The organism is Methylobacter psychrophilus (genome assembly GCF_025583945.1).
Classification (GTDB): Bacteria; Pseudomonadota; Gammaproteobacteria; order Methylococcales; family Methylomonadaceae; genus Methylobacter_C; species Methylobacter_C psychrophilus.
Map to the genome: position 1 here is coordinate 119,035 of NZ_JAOEGU010000006.1, position 19,744 is coordinate 138,778.

Annotated in this window: 13 protein-coding genes; 9 read left to right on the top strand and 4 right to left on the bottom strand. The window is 42.8% G+C overall.

What is annotated here, in order from left to right:
- Positions 1-90: 90 nt before the first annotated feature.
- The 6 genes from lptD to N7974_RS05205 all read left to right on the top strand — a co-directional run bounded on the left by lptD (position 91) and on the right by N7974_RS05205 (position 6,779).
- A complete protein-coding gene (lptD, locus tag N7974_RS05180) occupies positions 91-3,009 on the top strand; it encodes an LPS-assembly protein LptD (RefSeq protein WP_262964580.1) in 2,919 nt (972 codons plus the stop codon).
- Positions 3,006-4,301 carry a peptidylprolyl isomerase gene (locus tag N7974_RS05185; RefSeq protein WP_262964581.1) on the top strand — a complete coding sequence of 432 codons (1,296 nt, stop codon included), beginning with the start codon at positions 3,006-3,008 and terminating at the stop codon, positions 4,299-4,301. The genes lptD and N7974_RS05185 overlap by 4 nt, the downstream gene beginning before the upstream one ends.
- Before the next feature lie 125 nt (positions 4,302-4,426).
- Entirely contained in the window at positions 4,427-5,020 is a 594-nt protein-coding gene (locus tag N7974_RS05190) for a DbpA RNA binding domain-containing protein (protein WP_262964582.1), read from the top strand.
- An 18-nt stretch (positions 5,021-5,038) separates the two neighbouring features.
- Entirely contained in the window at positions 5,039-5,515 is a 477-nt protein-coding gene (locus N7974_RS05195; RefSeq protein WP_262964583.1) for an ATP-dependent zinc protease family protein, read from the top strand.
- Positions 5,516-5,584: 69 nt separating this feature from the next.
- On the top strand, positions 5,585-5,911 hold the full coding sequence (locus tag N7974_RS05200) for a hypothetical protein (RefSeq protein WP_262964584.1): 327 nt from the start codon (positions 5,585-5,587) through the stop codon (positions 5,909-5,911).
- 337 nt (positions 5,912-6,248) lie between these two features.
- The gene (locus N7974_RS05205) at positions 6,249-6,779 is read left to right on the top strand and encodes an REP-associated tyrosine transposase (RefSeq protein ID WP_262964585.1); all 531 of its coding nucleotides are present in this window, start codon (positions 6,249-6,251) and stop codon (positions 6,777-6,779) included.
- A gap of 56 nt (positions 6,780-6,835) precedes the next feature.
- Here N7974_RS05205 and N7974_RS05210 read toward each other — a convergent pair whose 3' ends face one another.
- The 4 genes from N7974_RS05210 to N7974_RS05225 all read right to left on the bottom strand — a co-directional run bounded on the left by N7974_RS05210 (position 6,836) and on the right by N7974_RS05225 (position 11,938).
- Positions 6,836-7,468, bottom strand: coding sequence for a hypothetical protein (locus N7974_RS05210; protein WP_262964586.1), 633 nt, complete (start codon positions 7,466-7,468; stop codon positions 6,836-6,838).
- Between the two features lie 220 nt (positions 7,469-7,688).
- Positions 7,689-7,967: a hypothetical protein gene (locus tag N7974_RS05215; protein ID WP_262964587.1), complete on the bottom strand. Its 279-nt coding sequence runs from the start codon at positions 7,965-7,967 to the stop codon at positions 7,689-7,691.
- Between the two features lie 209 nt (positions 7,968-8,176).
- Positions 8,177-10,837, bottom strand: coding sequence for an MMPL family transporter (locus N7974_RS05220; protein ID WP_262964588.1), 2,661 nt, complete (start codon positions 10,835-10,837; stop codon positions 8,177-8,179).
- 24 nt (positions 10,838-10,861) lie between these two features.
- A complete protein-coding gene (locus N7974_RS05225; RefSeq protein ID WP_262964603.1) occupies positions 10,862-11,938 on the bottom strand; it encodes an FAD:protein FMN transferase in 1,077 nt (358 codons plus the stop codon).
- Positions 11,939-12,293: 355 nt separating this feature from the next.
- On the opposite strand from N7974_RS05225, the gene N7974_RS05230 reads away from it, so the two are divergent.
- The 3 genes from N7974_RS05230 to N7974_RS05240 all read left to right on the top strand — a co-directional run bounded on the left by N7974_RS05230 (position 12,294) and on the right by N7974_RS05240 (position 19,741).
- Entirely contained in the window at positions 12,294-16,037 is a 3,744-nt protein-coding gene (locus N7974_RS05230) for a calcium-translocating P-type ATPase, PMCA-type (protein ID WP_262964589.1), read from the top strand.
- A gap of 30 nt (positions 16,038-16,067) precedes the next feature.
- Positions 16,068-17,390, top strand: a complete 1,323-nt coding sequence (locus N7974_RS05235; protein ID WP_262964590.1) for a hemolysin family protein — start codon at positions 16,068-16,070, stop codon at positions 17,388-17,390.
- Positions 17,391-18,484: 1,094 nt separating this feature from the next.
- Positions 18,485-19,741: an MdtA/MuxA family multidrug efflux RND transporter periplasmic adaptor subunit gene (locus N7974_RS05240; protein WP_262964591.1), complete on the top strand. Its 1,257-nt coding sequence runs from the start codon at positions 18,485-18,487 to the stop codon at positions 19,739-19,741.
- Positions 19,742-19,744 lie beyond the last annotated feature (3 nt).

Consider the following 19,744-nt stretch of genomic DNA (forward strand, 5'->3'; position numbering starts at 1 on the left):
TAGTTATAATGCCAAGATAAAGTGCGGTAAAATGCGTACCAGGCATTTTATTCGATTTACGACCCATTACGCTACTAACTTATACCACCTATGCTTCGTCGCTTATTTCTGGTTTTTTTACCCTCATTAACAGTATCCACAAGCTATGCGAATGATGCATCGTGGAACTGCGAGCAAAATAAAGATAGTAAAGAATGGGTTTGCGTGGGCGATAAAAAACCGCCAGCCAAAACCTATACAATATCACCTCCCGTTAAAGCTGAATCAGTCAAAGCGGTTCAACCGGCTTTAATTAAACCGGTTGAAAAAACCTATCCGGCTAACGTTCCGCCGCCTAAAGTCAGCGAACCTATCAAGCAAGAAACCGCCGAACTGATTCAACCGGTTATTCCTAAACCCGCCCAAGTAACTTTACCAATGGCTACCAAACCTGTTGAAAGGATTCAACCGGTCAAACCGGCAGTGGTTCCGGTTAAACAACCGCTTATAAGTCAAACCGTTAGAAGTACTCAGTCGACACTACCAGTCCCTGAAAAAACTGCCATTGAAAATAGTCAACTTTCCGATCGGGAAGTCAGCCATGCAGGGTGGAACTGCGATGCCAGCAAAGGCGATGAAGGCTGGAACTGTCAGTTGACCGGCCCCGACCCTAAAAACAAGACTCAACTTGCAAAGGCAGAAGAACCGCTATCTACGCTAAGGCTGCTAAATCCGGCATTTAATTCGGAAAAAGAACAAACCTTTAAAACACTCACCTCACAATTGCCTTATGATCCTTGGGAAAACTGCAATGCCGAGCGAGGCACAAAACGTGATTTTGTCTCGGAGTCTGATAAAAGAGAAACGTCACCAATGGACGTCGAGTCGAATTATTCAGAGATTTTCGATAATGAAATCGGCAGTTACTACGGTAATGTAAAAATGACTCGTGCCGATCAACATTCTTCGTCTAATAAAGCTAATTATGACAGTGTCTCAAAGGTACTTGATCTACACGGCAATGTCTATTACAGCGAAGATGCTTTGGCATTGCACAGCGAGACAGCCTCGCTCAATCTCGCATCTGACCAGGCCAAGCTAAGGAATCTGGAGTTTATTTCTCCGACCACACCACTAAGAGGCACGGCAAGCGCTCTTTATCGGGAAAGCAAAACCTTATCTCAGTACAAAGATGTCGCCTATACGAGTTGTCGCCCCGGTAATCAGGACTGGATCATTCATGCTTCTGACTTGAAGATGAATAAAACGACCGGTAAAGGTGTTGCCAAAAATACCTGGATGGAGTTTAAGGGCACCCCGGTATTTTATTCGCCTTATTTATCCTTTCCTATCGATAACAGAAGGCTTTCCGGCTTTCTTGCACCTTCCTTTGGAACCACCAAGTACAGTGGCTTTCGTTTGGCGGCACCTTATTATTGGAATATCGCCCCTAATTATGACGCCACCATTACTCCCAGGGAACTGTCTTCAAGAGGTCCTTTATTGGCAGGTAATTTCCGTTATCTGACCGAGCAATCAAGGGGCAAAGTGGGAATGGAATTTATGCCTAATGATAGCGTTCTTAATAAAACGAGATATTCAGGTTCCATTAAAAATACCTCACAAATCTCTAACCATATCAGTTCAAACATGGATGTAAATTATGTTTCTGATCAAACCTATTTCGCTGAATTGGGTAATGCGCTCAGCTTTTCTAACTTCAATTATCTTAGAAGTACAGCTGATATTAGATATGATCGCCCAGGCGTTAACTTGAGTACCCGGATTGAGAATTACCAGTCAATTAATACCACCACACCCAATGCGGCCCTGCCTTATCGAAAACTACCTCAAGTTAACCTTAATCTGGATCATTCTTTCCAGTTTATGCCGTTACACACAGCCATGGAAAACGAATATGTGTATTTTCAACAAGCCAGTCTGGTAAATGGTCAGCGCATTAATACCAAGCCCTCGGTCAGTATACCCTTGCAAACAGCCAGCTCTTATTTCACTCCCAAACTTTCCTTGCAACACACCCAGTACGCACTGAATAACTTACAACCCGGCATAAGCTCAACTGAATCTGTTTCCCGAACCTTGCCTATTTTTTCTGCCGATAGCGGCCTAAACTTTGAACGGGGATTTAATATGGCCAACACACCATTTTTACATACCCTGGAACCCCGGTTATTTTATTTATATGTTCCTTATAGTAATCAGCAAAACATTCCTATATTTGATACTGCGCAGTATGACTTTCAATACAACTCCATGTTCAGAGAAAACAGCTTTGCCGGCACCGACCGAATACAGGACGCCAATCAAATAACAACAGCGATAACCTCGCGACTGATTGATGATGAATCCGGCCTGGAAAGACTAAAGTTAAGTGTCGGCGAGATTTTTTATTTTCGTGACAGAAATGTCACTTTACAGTATGCAAACCAGGCACCTGTAGCAGGTAGTTCAGTGCAAACCAATAGCGTATCGAATCTGGTGACTGAGTTGAGTAGCGAATTGACACGCACCATATCAGTTACATCCGGGTTGCAATGGAATCCTGTTCTAAATGATATTGAAAGAACAAAAGCGGGAATTCATTATAGAAATGAGTCTAATGAGATTTTTAATGTCGGCTATCTTTACAGAAAAAATCCCTTGATACCCGATGGCACCAATGATATTACTCAAAGTGATGCGTCATTTCGTTATCCGATTTATGACAACTGGTATGCCATGGGGCGCTTTCAATACTCATTATTGTATAATCAAACTCAGGACGCTTTTTTGGGCATAGAGAAAGAAAATTGTTGTTGGCGTTTTCGCATCGCTGCACGACATTACATCAACAATATTGCCAACACCAATTTCAATGGTGTCACTACCAACCAAAATCTGACCTTGGCAGGTACCGCTCAGAACGGCGTATTTTTTGAAGTGGAACTAAAAGGCTTGTCTGCTATTGGCGATGATATGGATTACTTCTTGCAACAGGAAATTTATGGTTACCGGAAATCTCAACGATGATTGATCAGAATACAATGAAAAAAACGATTATTTCTTTACTCACTTGGTGGTTATTATTAACTGTTTTTTTAGCGAACGCTGAAGTTCTCGGAAAAATAGTCGCCGTTGTTGAAGATGACGTTATTTTGGAGCAAGAACTCGACAAAGAAATATCGACTATCAGACAAAGAATACAAGGCAGTCAGACACAAATGCCACCAGAATCTATTTTACGTAAACAGGTACTGGAAAAAATGATCATTGACAGGCTTCAGAGGCAACTAGCAGAAAAAGCCGGTATTACCGTTACTGAGGAGATGCTCAACAATTCGGCAGCCGATATTGCCCAGCGCAATAGCATGACGCTCCAGCAATTTAGAGAAGAACTGGAACATCAAGGCATGACCTATAAAGGCTTTTTGGATAATATGCGCAATGAAATTATTATCAACCAATTACGCAGTAGAGAAATAGGTGGCCGTATCAAAGTCACTGACAGGGAGGTTGATCACTATATGGAAACTCAAGGAAAAATTGGCGATGAGGCGATTCAGTATCATTTAGGCCATATACTGATTGCCGTTAAAGAAGCCGCCTCAGCAACGCAGATACAACAAGCCCAAAGTAAAGCGGATGATCTGGTCAGACAACTGCGTGCAGGACAAGATTTCGCACAAACTGCCATGAGTGATTCAGAAGATGATAATGCCCTGAAAGGTGGCGATTTGGGTTGGCGTACCCTGAACGATATACCTACCCTTTTTACCGATAAGGTCAGTAAAATGCGTGCCGGTGAAGTAGCTGATCCTGTTCGCAGCCCTAGCGGTTTTCATATTATTAAAATGCTTGAACTGAAAGGCACAGATAATCATACAATTACCAAAACCAAAGTTCGCCATATTTTAATAAAAACCAATGAACTAATTGATGATAATGAAGCTAAAAAGCGCTTGCTGGCTTTAAAATCCCGTATCGCAGACGGTGACGATTTTGCATCCCTGGCACGCGCTCATTCAGATGATAAAGGCTCGGCATTAAAGGGTGGCTCACTTGATTCGGTAAGTCCCGGTGATCTGGTTAAGCCGTTTGAGGAAGCAATGGGGAAACTGGACATCAATCAAATCAGTGAACCTGTCCAAACACAATTTGGCTGGCATTTAATTCAGGTTCTTGACCGGGAAAACAAAGACGATAGCATTGAGCATAAGAAAAACCTGGTCAGAGACGCTATTCGTAAACGGAAAATCGAAGAAGAAACCGAGCTTTGGATGCGCAGGCTTAGAGATGAAGCTTATGTGGAAATTGTGCAATAGACTTTATATTGAGCAACACTCGCAATTATTGACGGTACTATTAAGGTGATACCCAAGCTCGTCTACACCCTATCGAAATAGTTACAAAACGTTGTATTGCTGATGATTAAAATAGTAAACAATTTATGATCGACACCTTAAGCAAAAATGAGTCGCTGAAAAATCGACTACAACAGATTATTAATAGCCAAAATCTTGACAGCCAGCGTGAATATATCCGTACGCTGGCCGTTGAACTGGAAGTCGATAGCCTAACTTGTGCTGCCGCACTGGTGCATTTAACACAAGCGATTGAAAATACTTCACCGCAAGCATTACCGGAAGATAAAAAAACCGATCAGCAATTACCTATAATCAATATAGTATCGGGCATTAAAATGGTGCGTTATCGACTGGATGTAGGAAGCAAGCACCATATCAGCCTCGAACAACTTAAAAAAGTATTAATTGAAGAATCGGGTGTCGACAAAAACAACATCCATAATGTTAATATTCAAAGCCTGTATACACTGCTTGAACTGCCCGACGAAATGCCTCCCGATATATTTCAGCATTTAAAATTAGTTGAAATCAATCAACATAAACTGGATATAAGGCGTGTAAAAGCACGTAACAATAAAAAACGTGGAAATAATCATATGCGCCGAGGCCGAAAACGTGATGTCAAAACAGACAATGAACCCTTGGATAAAATCAATAACAACAAGAACGCTGATTAATTATTGTAGAAATTTTCTATGACGCATATATCATCACCACTACCACTGTTGGGTTGGCGAGAATGGGTACAGTTACCGGAACTTAATATCCCCCATATCAAGGCTAAAATAGATACCGGAGCGAGGTCATCGGCTTTACATGCGTTTGCTATCGACCCCTATCGAAAAGGTGGACAGCGCTGGGTTATGTTTACCATTCATCCCCAACAAAAAAATGTAGAAGTATCGATTGAATGCCACGCCCTGATTAAAGATCGACGTCTGGTGACAGATTCTGGTGGCCACAAACAACGCCGCTATGTCATAGAAACTCCGATAATTCTGGGACAATCAGTGATTACCGCAGAAATGACGCTGACTAATCGGGACAGTATGCTATTTAGAATGCTGATAGGACGCACGACCATCAATAATCATTTTATTATTGATCCCAATGCCTCTTACTTGCAGGGAAATCCTGACCATCTCGACAACCTGTCCGAAACGTCCACCTAATTGCTTAACATCAACTTCATTTAAAAACTAACGCCAGGCATTATCCAATAATAATAAGAGTAAATTACCATGAATCTTGACAACAAATTTACCGCCCTACAACTTGCCATCATCAATAATGAAGCCGCTCTTTATACCTGCGCTTGCCCTGTTCATATCAGCTTGCAAATTACCAACTTGCGTAAATTATTCGACTATCAAAAAGCATGTATGGAGTTGCCACCCGAAAACGACATACAAACGCTGGTTCATCAACGCATTGCCGACGTCACCAAACAGGCCCATCAACTGATGGAGCAATGCCTGGAGGATATTTTGGATTTGGAAGGCTGGGATAAGAAAAAACTTGAAATGCCTGCCGGTATCCGGACACGCATAAAAATTGATGCAACCTGATATCGCCTTAACGCAATTGATCTCACCTACCACCGAACACTCTCTCTAATCGACCTACGCGACTTGCTTATTTTGTCCACGAAAAACACGAAAGACACGAAATAAAAGCAATACATAGAATGGATTGATGAAGAAAGCCCATCATTCTTAGGCAAATTTATCCAACATACTAAAGACCAGTAGTCCAGTAGGTCGGGTTAGCGAATGTGTCGGGTTACGGCTATCACCTAACCCCCAGTTGAAATCGCCATTGAAACGGATGAACAAACGGCGATGGTTTACATTAACGATCAAGCTGGAATACAAACCTAGGTTTGTACTCCAAGGGTTAATTCTTATGTTAAAACGCGGCCTACATTCTCCTGCACATTTGTTTGTTGATAACGCCGCTTATTTTATAACCAGCGCAATTTACCAAAAACGGCTTTTATTAAAACCGGAACCAATAAAGCATCATTTGCTGGCTACGATTAAAGCTTGTTTTCATGAAAAAAACTGGCAGTTGGATTATTGGGTTATTTTAGACAACCATTACCATTTATTAGCAACCAGTGATAAAGGCGATGATATGTCGAAAATTTTTCGTAAAATTCATGGATTATCAGCACAATTTATTGAAGCACAAGGGCGTTGTGATTTACCTGTTTGGTGGAATTACTGGGATTATTGTCCGCGTGATGAAAAAGATTATCTTGTTCGCTTGAATTATTTGCTTAATAACCCTGTTAAGCATGGATATGTCACTAATTTAGTTGATTATCCCTATTCAAGTTTTCACGAAACCCTGGAAAAACTGGGCAGGGATGCTTTGGCGCAACAGTTTAAGGATTATTCTGAATATAAAAATTTATATTTAAATGAAGATTAAATGAGATATAAGTCATGTCGGTCGGGTTAGGCGATAGCCGTAACCCGACACATTCGTTACGGGACTAATTTTTCTATCGTGTTGGAGAAATTGTATAAGCCGATTCTATTGGCTTCGGAGCTGGTGGCGGCTTTAAAGGCATATTTGCTTTCAGCTTTTAAGTTGGTCAACAAGCCTTTGGATTTTGAGAACAGCTTGCTGTTCCAATGTTCATTATCGGCAGGTGCCGGCAGCTCCGAATACAAAACAATATAACCGGAAGCCCGATCAACAACGCCGATTTCTATGATGACCTCACCGGAATTATTGCCCAACAGGACATTAAATGACGGCGGAGCGTCCAAAATGCCGACCGGTTCGGGAATTTTTGAAATGATAAAACCGCTACTATCCAGTTTAATCAGGTCACCTTGAGCAATCAGGTTGACATAATTGCCCAGACTCCCCAGCAAGTCTTCCAGATTTAACCGATAGGCATTTTTGGTGGCGGTATCTTGCTTGGTACCATCAAGGCATTTTACCAGGGCGTAGGCATAGACGGTTATGGCCGTCTGAATAGTCGCCAGATTTGGCTCTGGGTTTGGAAAGTAAGAGTTGTTGGTCATTTTGTTAACAATTAACTGCGCGGCACTGGGCAGATCATTATCTTTAAGTTTGGAAAAACTGATACGAGCTTTTTGCGTTTTCATAAATTCCCCTGGGTTATCTGAATAACCGGTTCTGGTAGCTTACAAATTGGTTTTTTATCTAACATACTGAAGTCAGGCGCATTGCCTTTAGCGTGCATTACAGTTGATTATCTGGTGGAGCAAAGCAAATTATCAATAATGCTTGTACATGGGAAATAAAGCACTTAAAACCGGCTTAAAGCATTAATACTCAAGACTTTCTCTGCTCTGCAAGGGTATCTTACTTATCGGTAATACGGATTTTCTTGAGTGCTGTGGAATGACTATAGACTGCTCTGCTGGTGTTCTTAATGATCTCAACGATTTTCTTATCTGCCTCAGAGTTTTTCTTGATGATCTCAACGGTTTTCTTATCTGCCTCAGAGTTTTTCTTGATGATCTCAACGGTTTTCTTATCTGCCCAAGAGTATTGCTTAATCATCCCGGAGCTTTTCTTATCTGTTCCAGAGCATTTCCGGTCGGAAATATAACCAAAACAACTTGCCCAGCGCCATTTCAATACTGCTCAAGCACATTGCAGTCATGTAGGGTCAACATCAAAATATCGAAGATTTACTCAATAATATCGGACATGAAAAGATATGCCCGCCTTACATAGCTTTTAACTTCCAGAATCAAGATATAAAATCGGCAAATGTTATCAGGGATTTATTTTAAAAATCTCCCCTACCCCCCTCTTTTCAAAGAGGGGTACTGAGAAATTATCCTCTACGCGCTGATTTTCTCTTTTAAGACTAATTTGCTAAGGGCAGGAAGGACAATAAAGGTACAAATCATAATCCAGAAAATACCCATGGTAATTATCAAGCCCATGGTGGCAATACCCTGATGGGGTGAAAAAGCCAGGCCGACAAAACTGGAGGCCGTGGTTAATGCGCCATAAAACATGGCTCTGGCCGTACTGGATTGATAGATATTCTGCGCTTCAGACAGTGAATGATGCAGCTTTTCAACCATGTGGATGCCGTTATCAACACCGAGCCCCAGCAATAACGGCAAAGCGATAATGTTGGCATAATTAATCGGGGTATTGGTAAGCACGGTACTGGCCATGGTAAATAATCCCGCCAGAATTAATGGCGTCATAACCAACAAGGTATCGGTAACGTTACGTCGTATGGCATACAACAGCAGCGCAATGGTTATTAAGGCAATCGTAATTGCTTTTTTAAAGGCATCAACCACTTCTTTCATCGACTCCCAGTAAATAACCGGTAAATCCGTTGTTTCAGGGGCTACCAGTTGTACGTCGGTAATAAAATGCTCCAGATTATCCAGATTATTCAAATCTTTTTTAGGGAATATCTGGATACGGTATAAACCTTCCTTGCTTAACCATCGTTCTTTGATATCAGCAGGCAAAGCATCCAGCGTAATCTCCCGCGCATTTAAACCGGTTAACAACTCATTCATCGCACCGGGCAAGGTACCCAGTAACGTTGTTTGTATTTTTTCGATAAACAGGCGTCGCCCCGGTTCCTGCCGGGTATCAAGCTCAAGCAATATATCCTGTAACTCTGCTTTGAAAGCTTGTAACGCCGCTATTTCATGGGCGTCAGTTTTGGCAGGCAAAATATTATCGATGGTTTTTAACAGCCGGTTAATGGCCGGAATTGGATTGTTATCCGGTTTTAGCGGCGGAAAACCTTGTGATTGCGACCCCAGCATCAAGGCCATATCATCAATCATCGCCAGCTTTTCTTCCTGACCGGAAGGTACAAAATCAAACAGACTAACGGTTTTATCAACCGATCCTAATGCGCCAAGTTTTTGCTCTATAGCCTTCGCTTTTTGTTCATCAGTGGCCAAAACCGTCAAGGTCATCGGAGTCGTATCCGGATCTTTATTCAAATTTTGAAAAGCGATCACTGATTCAGTATTTGGATCACGCAGATTAATGGGATTAAAATCAGTTTTAACCTTAAATACCAGTACTATCGATATGACAGCAATAAGACCGGTTACTATGGCAATGGGCTTGGCGTAATGCAACGTAAAAGTCGCCAATTTTTCTGCCAATGTTGTCAAAAAAGGGTGAGTGGTTTGAGGCTCTGACTTCACTGACACCGGAATAAATTTTAACAGCGCAGGCAATACCGTCAAGGTGATTAAAAGACAGATAAACAAACTGGTTCCAGCCAGCAAACCCAGTTCCGACACCCCTTTGTAATCAGTCGGCACAAAGGCATAAAGTCCGATGGAAGTCGTGCCGGCACATAATAATAAAGAGGGACCGGTGGATACTAACGTACTGCGAATCGCTTTCTCTTTTTGAACATGAAGCAGCAGATTATCCCTATAGCGCAAACAAAAGTGAATGGCATATTCAACCCCCAAACCAATATTGGATACGGCAAAAGCAACTGAAATCAAATTCAGTTCCTTTACCGAAAAGGCCGCAAAAGCGCCACAAAAAACCATCCCTAAAGCCAGGGTAAACAGCGTGGCAATGGTAAACAAAATGGAACGGTAAGCAACCAGTAAAATAAATAAAACCAATATGACCGAGAAAATACAGGCATTAAAAGTACCGCTACTCATCCCTACTATTTCATCGTCTTCAAGACCGACTTCTCCGGTTATCCAAACCTTAACGGCAGGTAATCCGGGTTGTTGGATTTCAGTAATGGCTTTGCGTATCGCGTTAATTGCATTTTCGGCCGGACGGATTTGCGTGTAATCAAGCCTGGGCGCAACATTAATAAAGCCTTTATCAGAGCCCTGCCCGCTTAATTTTTTCTCGGCAATCAAGGATTCCCAAGATAACAGATTATTTTCACCATTCATGCTTTTATGCAAGGCCAGTGAAACCTTATCAATCAGCGGCGGCAAATCAAGGGGTAATTCCTGATTTTTATTGGCAGAATTTAAGGCATCATCAAAAATTGAAAAAAAGCCGGTCAGATTTGGCTCTTGAGCAATTCGACCTATAAATGCCTGAGCTTGTGACAAATTAGTTGATAACGCCTGTAAATCGTCTACGTCGAGATAAAGCAAGCCGTTCTGATGAAAAAAACTATTTTCAGTGGGTATATATACGGATTCAAAATTGGCCTTATCAGCCCTTAACAAGCGTCCCAGTCTTATAGTCGCGGATTTGGTTAACTCAGGCGTATCCGATTCAACAACCAACAACGCCTTATGAACATCTTGTGAAAAGGCTTTTTCATACTTACGAAGATTTTGCTGAAATGGCGCATCAGGCGCAATCATGTCGGTATTATCGGTATTGATACTTAAATTACTGACGGTATATTGCCAGGCAAAAACAGTAAGCAAGCCAATAATTAGCAGTACAACCAAAGGGTGGCGAAGCGTCCAACTTCCCCAGTAAGAAAGTAAACTGCGACTGTATGTTTTAAGCGACATTATTTTGATCCGGTTCTTCAAGTATTAATGAATGGTAAGCGTATTCAAAGTGTTCAGGGCATCACTTCGAGATTCGATAAGTTCCTTATCCTGCTGCTGAATGAAAAGCGCAGGAATTTTTGCTGCATTGGCAGCCTGCATACCCTCTTTTTGACCCAGACAAAGCAAAGCCGTAGACCAGGCATCGGCAATAGTCGGGTCTTCATAAATGACAGTAACGGCAACCAGATCATGTAAAACCGGACGCCCGATACGGGCATCAAGAATGTGACCATAGCGCTGTCCGTGGTCATCAAAATAATGCCGATAAGTCCCTGAGGTCATCACTGCCATGGGTAAATCTTTAGGCATAGTCATAACTTTTTGCATAACCTGCTCCCCTGGCAAAGGCCTTTCCACGGCAATACGCCAGGCTTGTCCATCCGGCTTGTGTCCTTGTGTTTTTAACTCACCACCAATTTCAACCAAATAGTTGGTAATGCCTTTTTGCTCGAAAATCTTGCTGATACTTTGCACACTGTAACCTTGTGCTATGGACGACAAATCCACTTTTAAATTCGCTTGCTTTTTACGTAAATGAGAGTCGTCCACCACTTCCAATTTTTCCATGCCAATTTGATCCAGTGTTTTGCGGATGGCAGTGGCGTCGGGAATAGTCAGTTTATCGCCTCGAAACCCCCATAACTCAAATAACGGTTTGATTGATAAATCATAGCATCCCTGACTGGCCTTACTAACAATCTGTGCTACTCTAACCAGTGAGACAATAACGTTACCAACTTCTTGGCTATTGGTGTTTTCGGCGCTATTAAACGTCTCTATGACTGAATCAGGGCGATAATTGGACAGTGTTTTGTCAATAATATCGAGCTCGTTTTTAACACTGACTTCAATATCTTTGCTATCTACCGGTAACTCCGACCAATAGCTGATATGATAAGTCGTCCCCTGAGCCGGTCCCTCAAACTTTTCAACGACCGGATCAGTGCAACCTGTCAGTATGCCAAAGCATAATATCAAGCCATAGTATCGGGACACACTAGAGAATTTCATTTTAAAACCTTGCGGATTCATTGCCCATTGCTGTTGTTTATTTATCATCACAAAATTTTTACCTGATTATTGCGGCGCAGTTTTTCTATTATTAAATATTGCATTAGCCACTGTAGTTTATTTTAATCTGACGTCTTCCCCGATTTTTAGGGATAACATAATAGGTGTGGTTATTTATTGCCGGGTGTGAAAATTTTCTGGCACCCAAGCAATAGCACTTTACCCTGTCCAGGGCCCAACTGACCATTTTAAAAAACAGACAAATTGCAACATTATAAGCTCAAATGCACATTAATTTATTTTAAAATGAGCGTGTCATCTATTAAGAAGCAACTATTTGTACTTTATTACTTACAGGCTGATTGGTTTTTTGGCTTGTCACATTCTCTTTTAGGCTACAGCCATGAATGATTTATTAGGCAATAAACCGATCCGGCATCTTATTCCAGGCATTCTTTTGGCAGGCTTATTGGTACTGGGATTTATGGTGTTGCAAGAGTTTTTGCACACACTTGTTTGGGCAATTATTATCGTTTATGTCATGTGGCCGCCTTATCAGTGGTTAAAGCATAAGCTCAACAACCGCGCCAGCCTTAGTGCAGGAGTCATGACGGCAATTATTGCCACGGTGATTGCTCTGACCATCTACTGGCTGGCAGCCATGTTACAGGATGAGACCAAAATAGCCTATCAAAGCCTGATGGGCAATTTTAACCACCAACCCTATCTGCTTCCTGACTTTATAGTCCGGATACCGTGGCTCGGTAATTATTTACAGGAATGGCTGGATAAATTAACCAATGACCGACTGGAGGTTGCTACACAACTGGCTGATTGGGCAAAACAAGGATTAGGGGGCTTTGCAAAATTCTTGGGCAGTATCGGCCACAACGTTATGAAATTGGGCGTTATTCTCGTCACCGTATTTTTTTGTTTTCGTGACGGTAAGGATATGCTTAAACAATTACAGACAGGGGTGGTTCATTTTCTGGGAAAATATCAGCACATCTACTTACAGGCTGCAGGCAGCACTGTCCGTGCGGTAGTTTATGGCTTGGTACTTGCCGCACTCGCTCAAGGTACGCTGGCCGGATTGGGCTACGCCATTGCCGGCGTCAAAGCACCGTTACTGTTTGGCGCCATCACCGCGTTGTTGGCCATGATTCCTATGGGAGCAACGCTGGTATGGTTTCCTACCGGCATCACCCTGATTTTTATGGATCAGTTTTGGCCCGGCGTAGGTCTGTTACTTTGGGGGTTTTTAGTCGTCAGTACCGTCGATAATGTGATTCGTCCACTGGTCATCAGTGGCGCCAGCCGGGTACCTTTTCTCGTCGTGTTATTTGGTGTACTTGGCGGGCTTACCACCTTCGGTGCCATAGGCCTTTTTCTCGGACCGGTTATTCTGGCGGTGTTGCTGTCAGTATGGCAGGCATGGCTAAAACTTCAGCAAGAAGAGTTACCCCCAGAGTTGGAAAGCCACCCTGCCTGGTATATTTTATCGGTAAAAGAAGTACTCCATAAACTGACTTCCGATCTGGCCACCGGCTTGACAAAAGTAGCTGCCACAGAACGCTTGCATGATTACGGACCCAACCAACTTACCGAAAAGCCGCCCCGCTCTCTCTGGGTTTTATTATTATCCCAATTTAAAAGTTTTCTTATTCTGGCGTTGATTGCAGCGGCAATTATCGCGGCGATTATTGGGGATTTAAAAGACGGCATCGTTATTTTAGTAGTTGTTATCATTAACGCCCTATTAGGGTTTTATCAGGAATTTCAGGCGGAAAAATCGTTAAGTGCGCTAAAAAAGATGCTGGCATTCAAAGCCAAGATACGCCGGGATGGACGTACTCTGGAAATATCAGCCGACTTGCTTGTGCCTGGAGATATTGTCATTCTCGAAGCCGGCAGCAAAATACCGGCAGATGGCCGCGTACTTACCGCTCATTCGCTGGAAGTCGATGAGTCGTCGCTGACCGGCGAATCAATTCCTGTTGCCAAACAAAATCATATTCTTGCCAATACTGCTACCCCTCTCGCCGAACGTAACAACATGCTCTATATGAACAACACCGTTACCCGGGGGCGCGCAGAAATGGTGGTGACTGCCACCGGTATGAATACCGAGATCGGCAAGCTTGCAAATCTGTTAACACAAACGGAAGATGGAGCCACACCACTGCAAATCCAGCTCGATAGCTTGGGTAAACGCTTGGTAGTGTTTGCGCTAGTCATCATTGTTATTTTATTTGCCAGTGCGCTATGGCGGGGAGAGCCGTTGATTCAAACGGCATTTACTGCTATCGCACTCGCTGTAGCGGCCATACCCGAAGGCTTGCCTGCGGTAGTTACCGTTACTTTGGCACTTGGTATGCATCGGATGGCTGGCCAGCGCGCCATTGTCAAGCGCTTGGCTGCGGTAGAAACACTGGGCTGCACTACCGTTATCTGTACTGACAAAACGGGGACGTTAACGGTTAATCAAATGACTGCCCGGTCACTGTTTTATAACAATCAAAGCTATAAAGTTAGTGGAGAAGGTTACAGTCTTACGGGAGAAATTTTACCCCACCATTCACCCGAAAACATGTCCAATTTATTACTGCCTCTGGCGCTTTGCAACAACAGCCAGTTACAAGGTAACCAGGTAATGGGCGATCCTATGGAAGGTGCATTACTGGTACTTGCCGCCAAAGGTGGCATCAATAAGGAACAGGTCAATAACCAACTGCCCCGGATTGCCGAAATTCCGTTTGATGCCGAACATAAATTTATGGCAACATTTCATCGTGATGGCGATCATATCAAAATATTTATTAAGGGCGCGCCTGAAGTTATCGTAAAACTGTGTCAGTCGGTAATTTCGATTGTTGAGGAAGATCAAAAACCAACACCGTTTCAACACAATAAAATATTGAAACAAAATGACATCATGGCCGGCAGCGGCTTACGTGTATTGGGAGTCGCCGTTCGTTCGTTGCCCGCTGATACGGTTGATCTGAATGCTGATCTGTTTCAATATATCAAGGAACTTGGCTTTGTCGCACTGGTGGGGCTGATGGATCCGCCCAGAGCTGAAGCACGCGAAGCAATCAAACTCTGCCAGCAAGCAGGTATTGCCGTCAAGATGATTACCGGCGACCAGAAAGTGACCGCCTTGGCCATTGCCCAGGAACTCGGGCTGAAAGGTGAAGTGATTGAAGGTGCCGATTTAGCGAACATGGATGATGATACTTTGGCATTGTGCATTAATGCCATTGGTGTTTTTGCCCGCACCGCGCCAGAACAAAAAGTACGTATCATACAAGCGTTAAAAACTGATGGTCACGTCGTCGCCATGACCGGTGACGGTGTCAATGATGCCCCGGCCTTAAAAAATGCCGACATTGGCATCGCCATGGGAATCACCGGTACTGATGTCGCCAGGGAAGCTGCAACGATGATATTAACGGATGATAATTTTGCCACCATAGTCAAGGCGATCAAGGAAGGTCGAGGAATTTACGACAATATGGTTAAATTTGTCCGTTTCCAACTTTCCACCAATATCGGCGCCATCCTGACGGTCGCTATTGCTCCGCTACTGGGAATGCCTATCCCGTTTACTGCCGTACAATTGCTGTGGATCAACATTATTATGGATGGCCCACCCGCCATGTCACTGGGCGTTGATCCGGCCCGAACAGCCAGCATGAACGAAGCGCCCCGTGACCCGGAAGCCCGTATACTTTCCTTACGCCGCTTTGGTAATCTTTTTGGCTTCGGGTTAACAATGGCTTTGGGTACGCTCGGCGTTTTATATTATGGCCTGCAAACCGGAAAAGCTGACCATGCCACGACCATTGCCTTCACTACCTTTGTGCTCTTTCAGCTGTTTAATGTTTTTAATGCCCGAGCTGAAAAATACACGACCTTTAACCGCAATTTCTTTGCCAATAAAATGCTCTGGCTAGCCATTGCCTCGGTTATCCTGTTACAAATTCTGGTGATTCATTGGCCACCGGCGCAAGCCCTGTTCCATACCACACCATTGACACAACTAGATTGGTTGATTGCGACCGGGGTTGCCTCATCCGTACTTATTATTGAGGAGTTACGCAAATTATTGAGACAGTTATTATTTCAAAAAGAAGCATTAATTTAAAAAACTTACCTATACCGAAAATATAAAATAATGAATAATCTGTTATTAATCTTTGTCGCTTTGTTGCTGGTTGCACTCAATGCCTTTTTTGTAGCGGCAGAATTTAGTCTCGTTAAATTACGACAGACACGGATTCGCCAGATCGCCGACACACGCGGTTGGAGTGGCCGCATCTTGGCGACAGTCCACTTAAAACTGGATGCCTACTTGTCAGCCTGCCAACTGGGTATTACGCTTGCTTCTCTGGGCTTGGGCTGGATCGGTGAACCTGCTTTTGCCAGCCTGTTGGAACCTGCCCTTGGCAAGCTGGGGGTCACCTCGCCAGAACTGATACATGCGATAGCATTTACTTGCGCATTTTCCATCATCTCATTTCTGCATATCGTTGTTGGTGAACTTGCACCAAAATCAATCGCCATTCGAAATCCTGAACAAATCGGGCTATGGAGCGCAGTACCACTCTATTGTTTTTATTGGCTAATGTATCCGGCTATCTGGTTACTAAGTTCCAGTTCCAATTTGGTGCTACGCCTGCTTGGCTTGGTTGATGCCCATAGCCACGATGCACATTATTCAGCTGACGAACTTAAACTTATTTTGCGTGGCAATGACCCGGATGATCGATTTACCCGTGACGAATGGAATATTCTGGCAAAAACACTCGATTTTAGCGCACTGGAAGTCTCTGACCTGATGCGCCCAATTAACGAAATTATTGCCTTGTACCGATTCAAATCTTTGCAGGCAAACCTGAATACTATCTATGACAATCGTTTCAGTCGTTATCCTTATTTTGATACTAACGGTGAAAATGTACTGGGTGTCATTCATTTAAAAGATTTATTTTTTGCCAAACAAAATAATCAAAAAATTGAAGACTTGCACCAATACCTCAGGCCGATTCAATATATCTCACCGGACACACCGGTTCTGGAATTATTTCGTAACTTCCGAATGGGCGCAGCACATTTTGCCGTCATCGGACAAAAAGGACAAAAACCCCAAGGCTTTATTACACTCGATAATTTGTTAAGTGCCATGGTCGGCGAGATACGTGACGAGTTTCGTCAAAACAATATTGACTGGAATCGACTTGAGGATGGCACCCTTATCGTCAAAGGCAGTTTACCCATATTCTCGCTGGAACGGATCTTGGGGATTGATATTGAAAATGAAGAACTTGAGCTTGAAGATGAAGTATCAATCGGTGGTCTTATTATGTCAAAACTCCAGGATATTCCTGTAGAAGGTCAGAAAATTGAATTTAATCAATTCGATATTGTAGTGCAAAAAATGAACGGACCCAAAACGCTTTTTGTGCACATCTATCCTAATAAAACCGAGGATTTTTAAACGTGACAACCTACTCTGACAGGATTCTCCAATTTAGGGCAGATACCTGAATCTGACTCTACAATTAATTCTATAAATTTTCAGATAAATAATTTCTATGCTGACAGATACCATCCCTTGAAGGGATGTTATCTGTGTGGACTTACGGCAAGATGAATTGGAAGTTTAATTTCTGAAAGTCTATATGGCCAATATTTCCCGGTAGCATTTAAACGTAAACTCACTATAAAAAATGACAGGATACATTATCAGCGACCATCAGCACAGGCTTTTACAGGCTGTTTATTGATAGTCCATATCATAAAGATAGCGCTTAAAACCATGAAGATAACAACGTTTCAAGCTTAAAAAATGATAGAATGTGCATCTTGATTAGTAGAATATGCAGTTTATGTAAAGAGCATTACGCTTTCTATCTCTATACAGCCAATATCGATTAGCATAAGGTATTACAAAGCGCTCTTTAAGGTAAAAAACAGCCGGGTACTTTTGACCAAGGAATTGCTTAACATCTGCACATTGTTTGCACAGTTGCTTCAAATTGCTTGCACTTTTCATCGTTAAAGTAAGTATTAAAAACAGGATATCACTACCCTGTTCCTCCCAATAACTAATGAGAAATCAAACGTCATCAAAAAAATCATAGTCCACGATGAAGCCGTGAATATAGTTGCATAAACATGCCACTCATCAGATATCAATGAGGCATACCTGAACGATTATGATACCGCCTTATTGACGAACACAGATTAGTTAAAAATACCGACTACCCATTTAAAACGAGACAATTTTAGGTTAAATCGTTCGCTGAGCGGAGCCGAAGCGGACAACTCGCTTCGGCTCCGCTCAGCGAACGGGCTCTTTTGATGATTTATCATTAAGGATAGTTAAGACTTTTTGCTTGTCCCGTCTAAAGTGGATATCCAAAATACCAGCACAACGACCAAACCTGAAGTAGCCAAGAGATCGGGGGCAATATTTTGCGCAACACTATTTTATAACAGCATGATTTTAGTCTGTATAGCTTAAATAAACCGTATTTTTAAGATAATACAATCCCAACCTATTTAACAAAGCGTGAAACTGGACTACTGATGATACCGGCAGAAAACAAAGCAACAACGACAGGGAAATTTTATTGGAAAACAGCGATAGTAATAATCTTGCTGATCGCCATAGCAGCTTACTTTATTAATCATGCCGGAACTCAACCGGACGATAATAACAAAAAATCAGGCAAATTTTCTGATCCGGTTGTTGCAGTCGCAGCGGTAAAGGCCACTCAAGGTGATTTCCCTGTTTATCTGAATGGCTTGGGAACCATTACGGCGCTACGCACTGTCACGATAAGATCGCGTGTTGATGGCGAACTTATTCGTGTTGCTTTCAAGGAAGGCCAAATAGTAAAAGAGGGTGATCTTCTGGCTGAAATCGACCCGCGTGCTTTTCAGGTACAACTTATGCAAGTCGAAGGCCAGTTGCAACGCGATGAAGCGTTGTTAAATAATGCCCGGATTGATCTTGTTCGCTATAAAACCCTGTTGGAGCAAGATTCCATTGCTGCGCAACAATCGGTTACCCAGGAATCAGTAGTAAAACAATACCAGGGAACGGTAGCAATAGACCGAGGACTACTCGCAGATGCCAAGCTTCAACTAAGCTATACACGAATCACCGCCCCCATCAGCGGACGTCTGGGCTTGCGTTTGGTGGATCAGGGCAATATGATTAAGGCTTCCGATACCAACGGACTCGCTATCATCACACAAATTCATCCTATTGCCGTTGTCTTTACCTTACCGGAAGATAACTTACCGTCTGTCATGAAGCAATTTCATGCAAATAATAATAGTTTGGCCATCGAAGCCTATGACCGTAAAGGCCAGATAAAGCTTGGCCAGGGACAGCTTTTTGCCGTAGACAACCAAATTGACATAAGTACAGGAACCGTAAAGCTTAAAGGTCAGTTTGCCAATGAAGATAACGCTTTTTTTTCAAACCAGTTTGTTAATATCAAGATGGATATGGGTACGCTGCATTCGGTAACCATCATACCGACTGCCGCTATTCAACGAGGCGTCATGGGAACCTTCGCTTATGTCGTTAAGGCTGATCAAACCGTCAGTATTAAACCGTTGAAGCTTGGGCCTATAGAGGGTGAAAAAGTTGCGGTACTTGAAGGGCTTCAAGCTGATGAAATGGTCGTTGTCGATGGTGCCGATAAACTGCGTGAAAATATGCCCGTTAAACTGATCACTCCTGAATCAACCGCAGCTTTAGACCAAGTGCCGCCCCTCCCCGATAAAAAAGACCATCGCAACAAAAATCGAAAAAGCGGTAATGACGAGTGATTA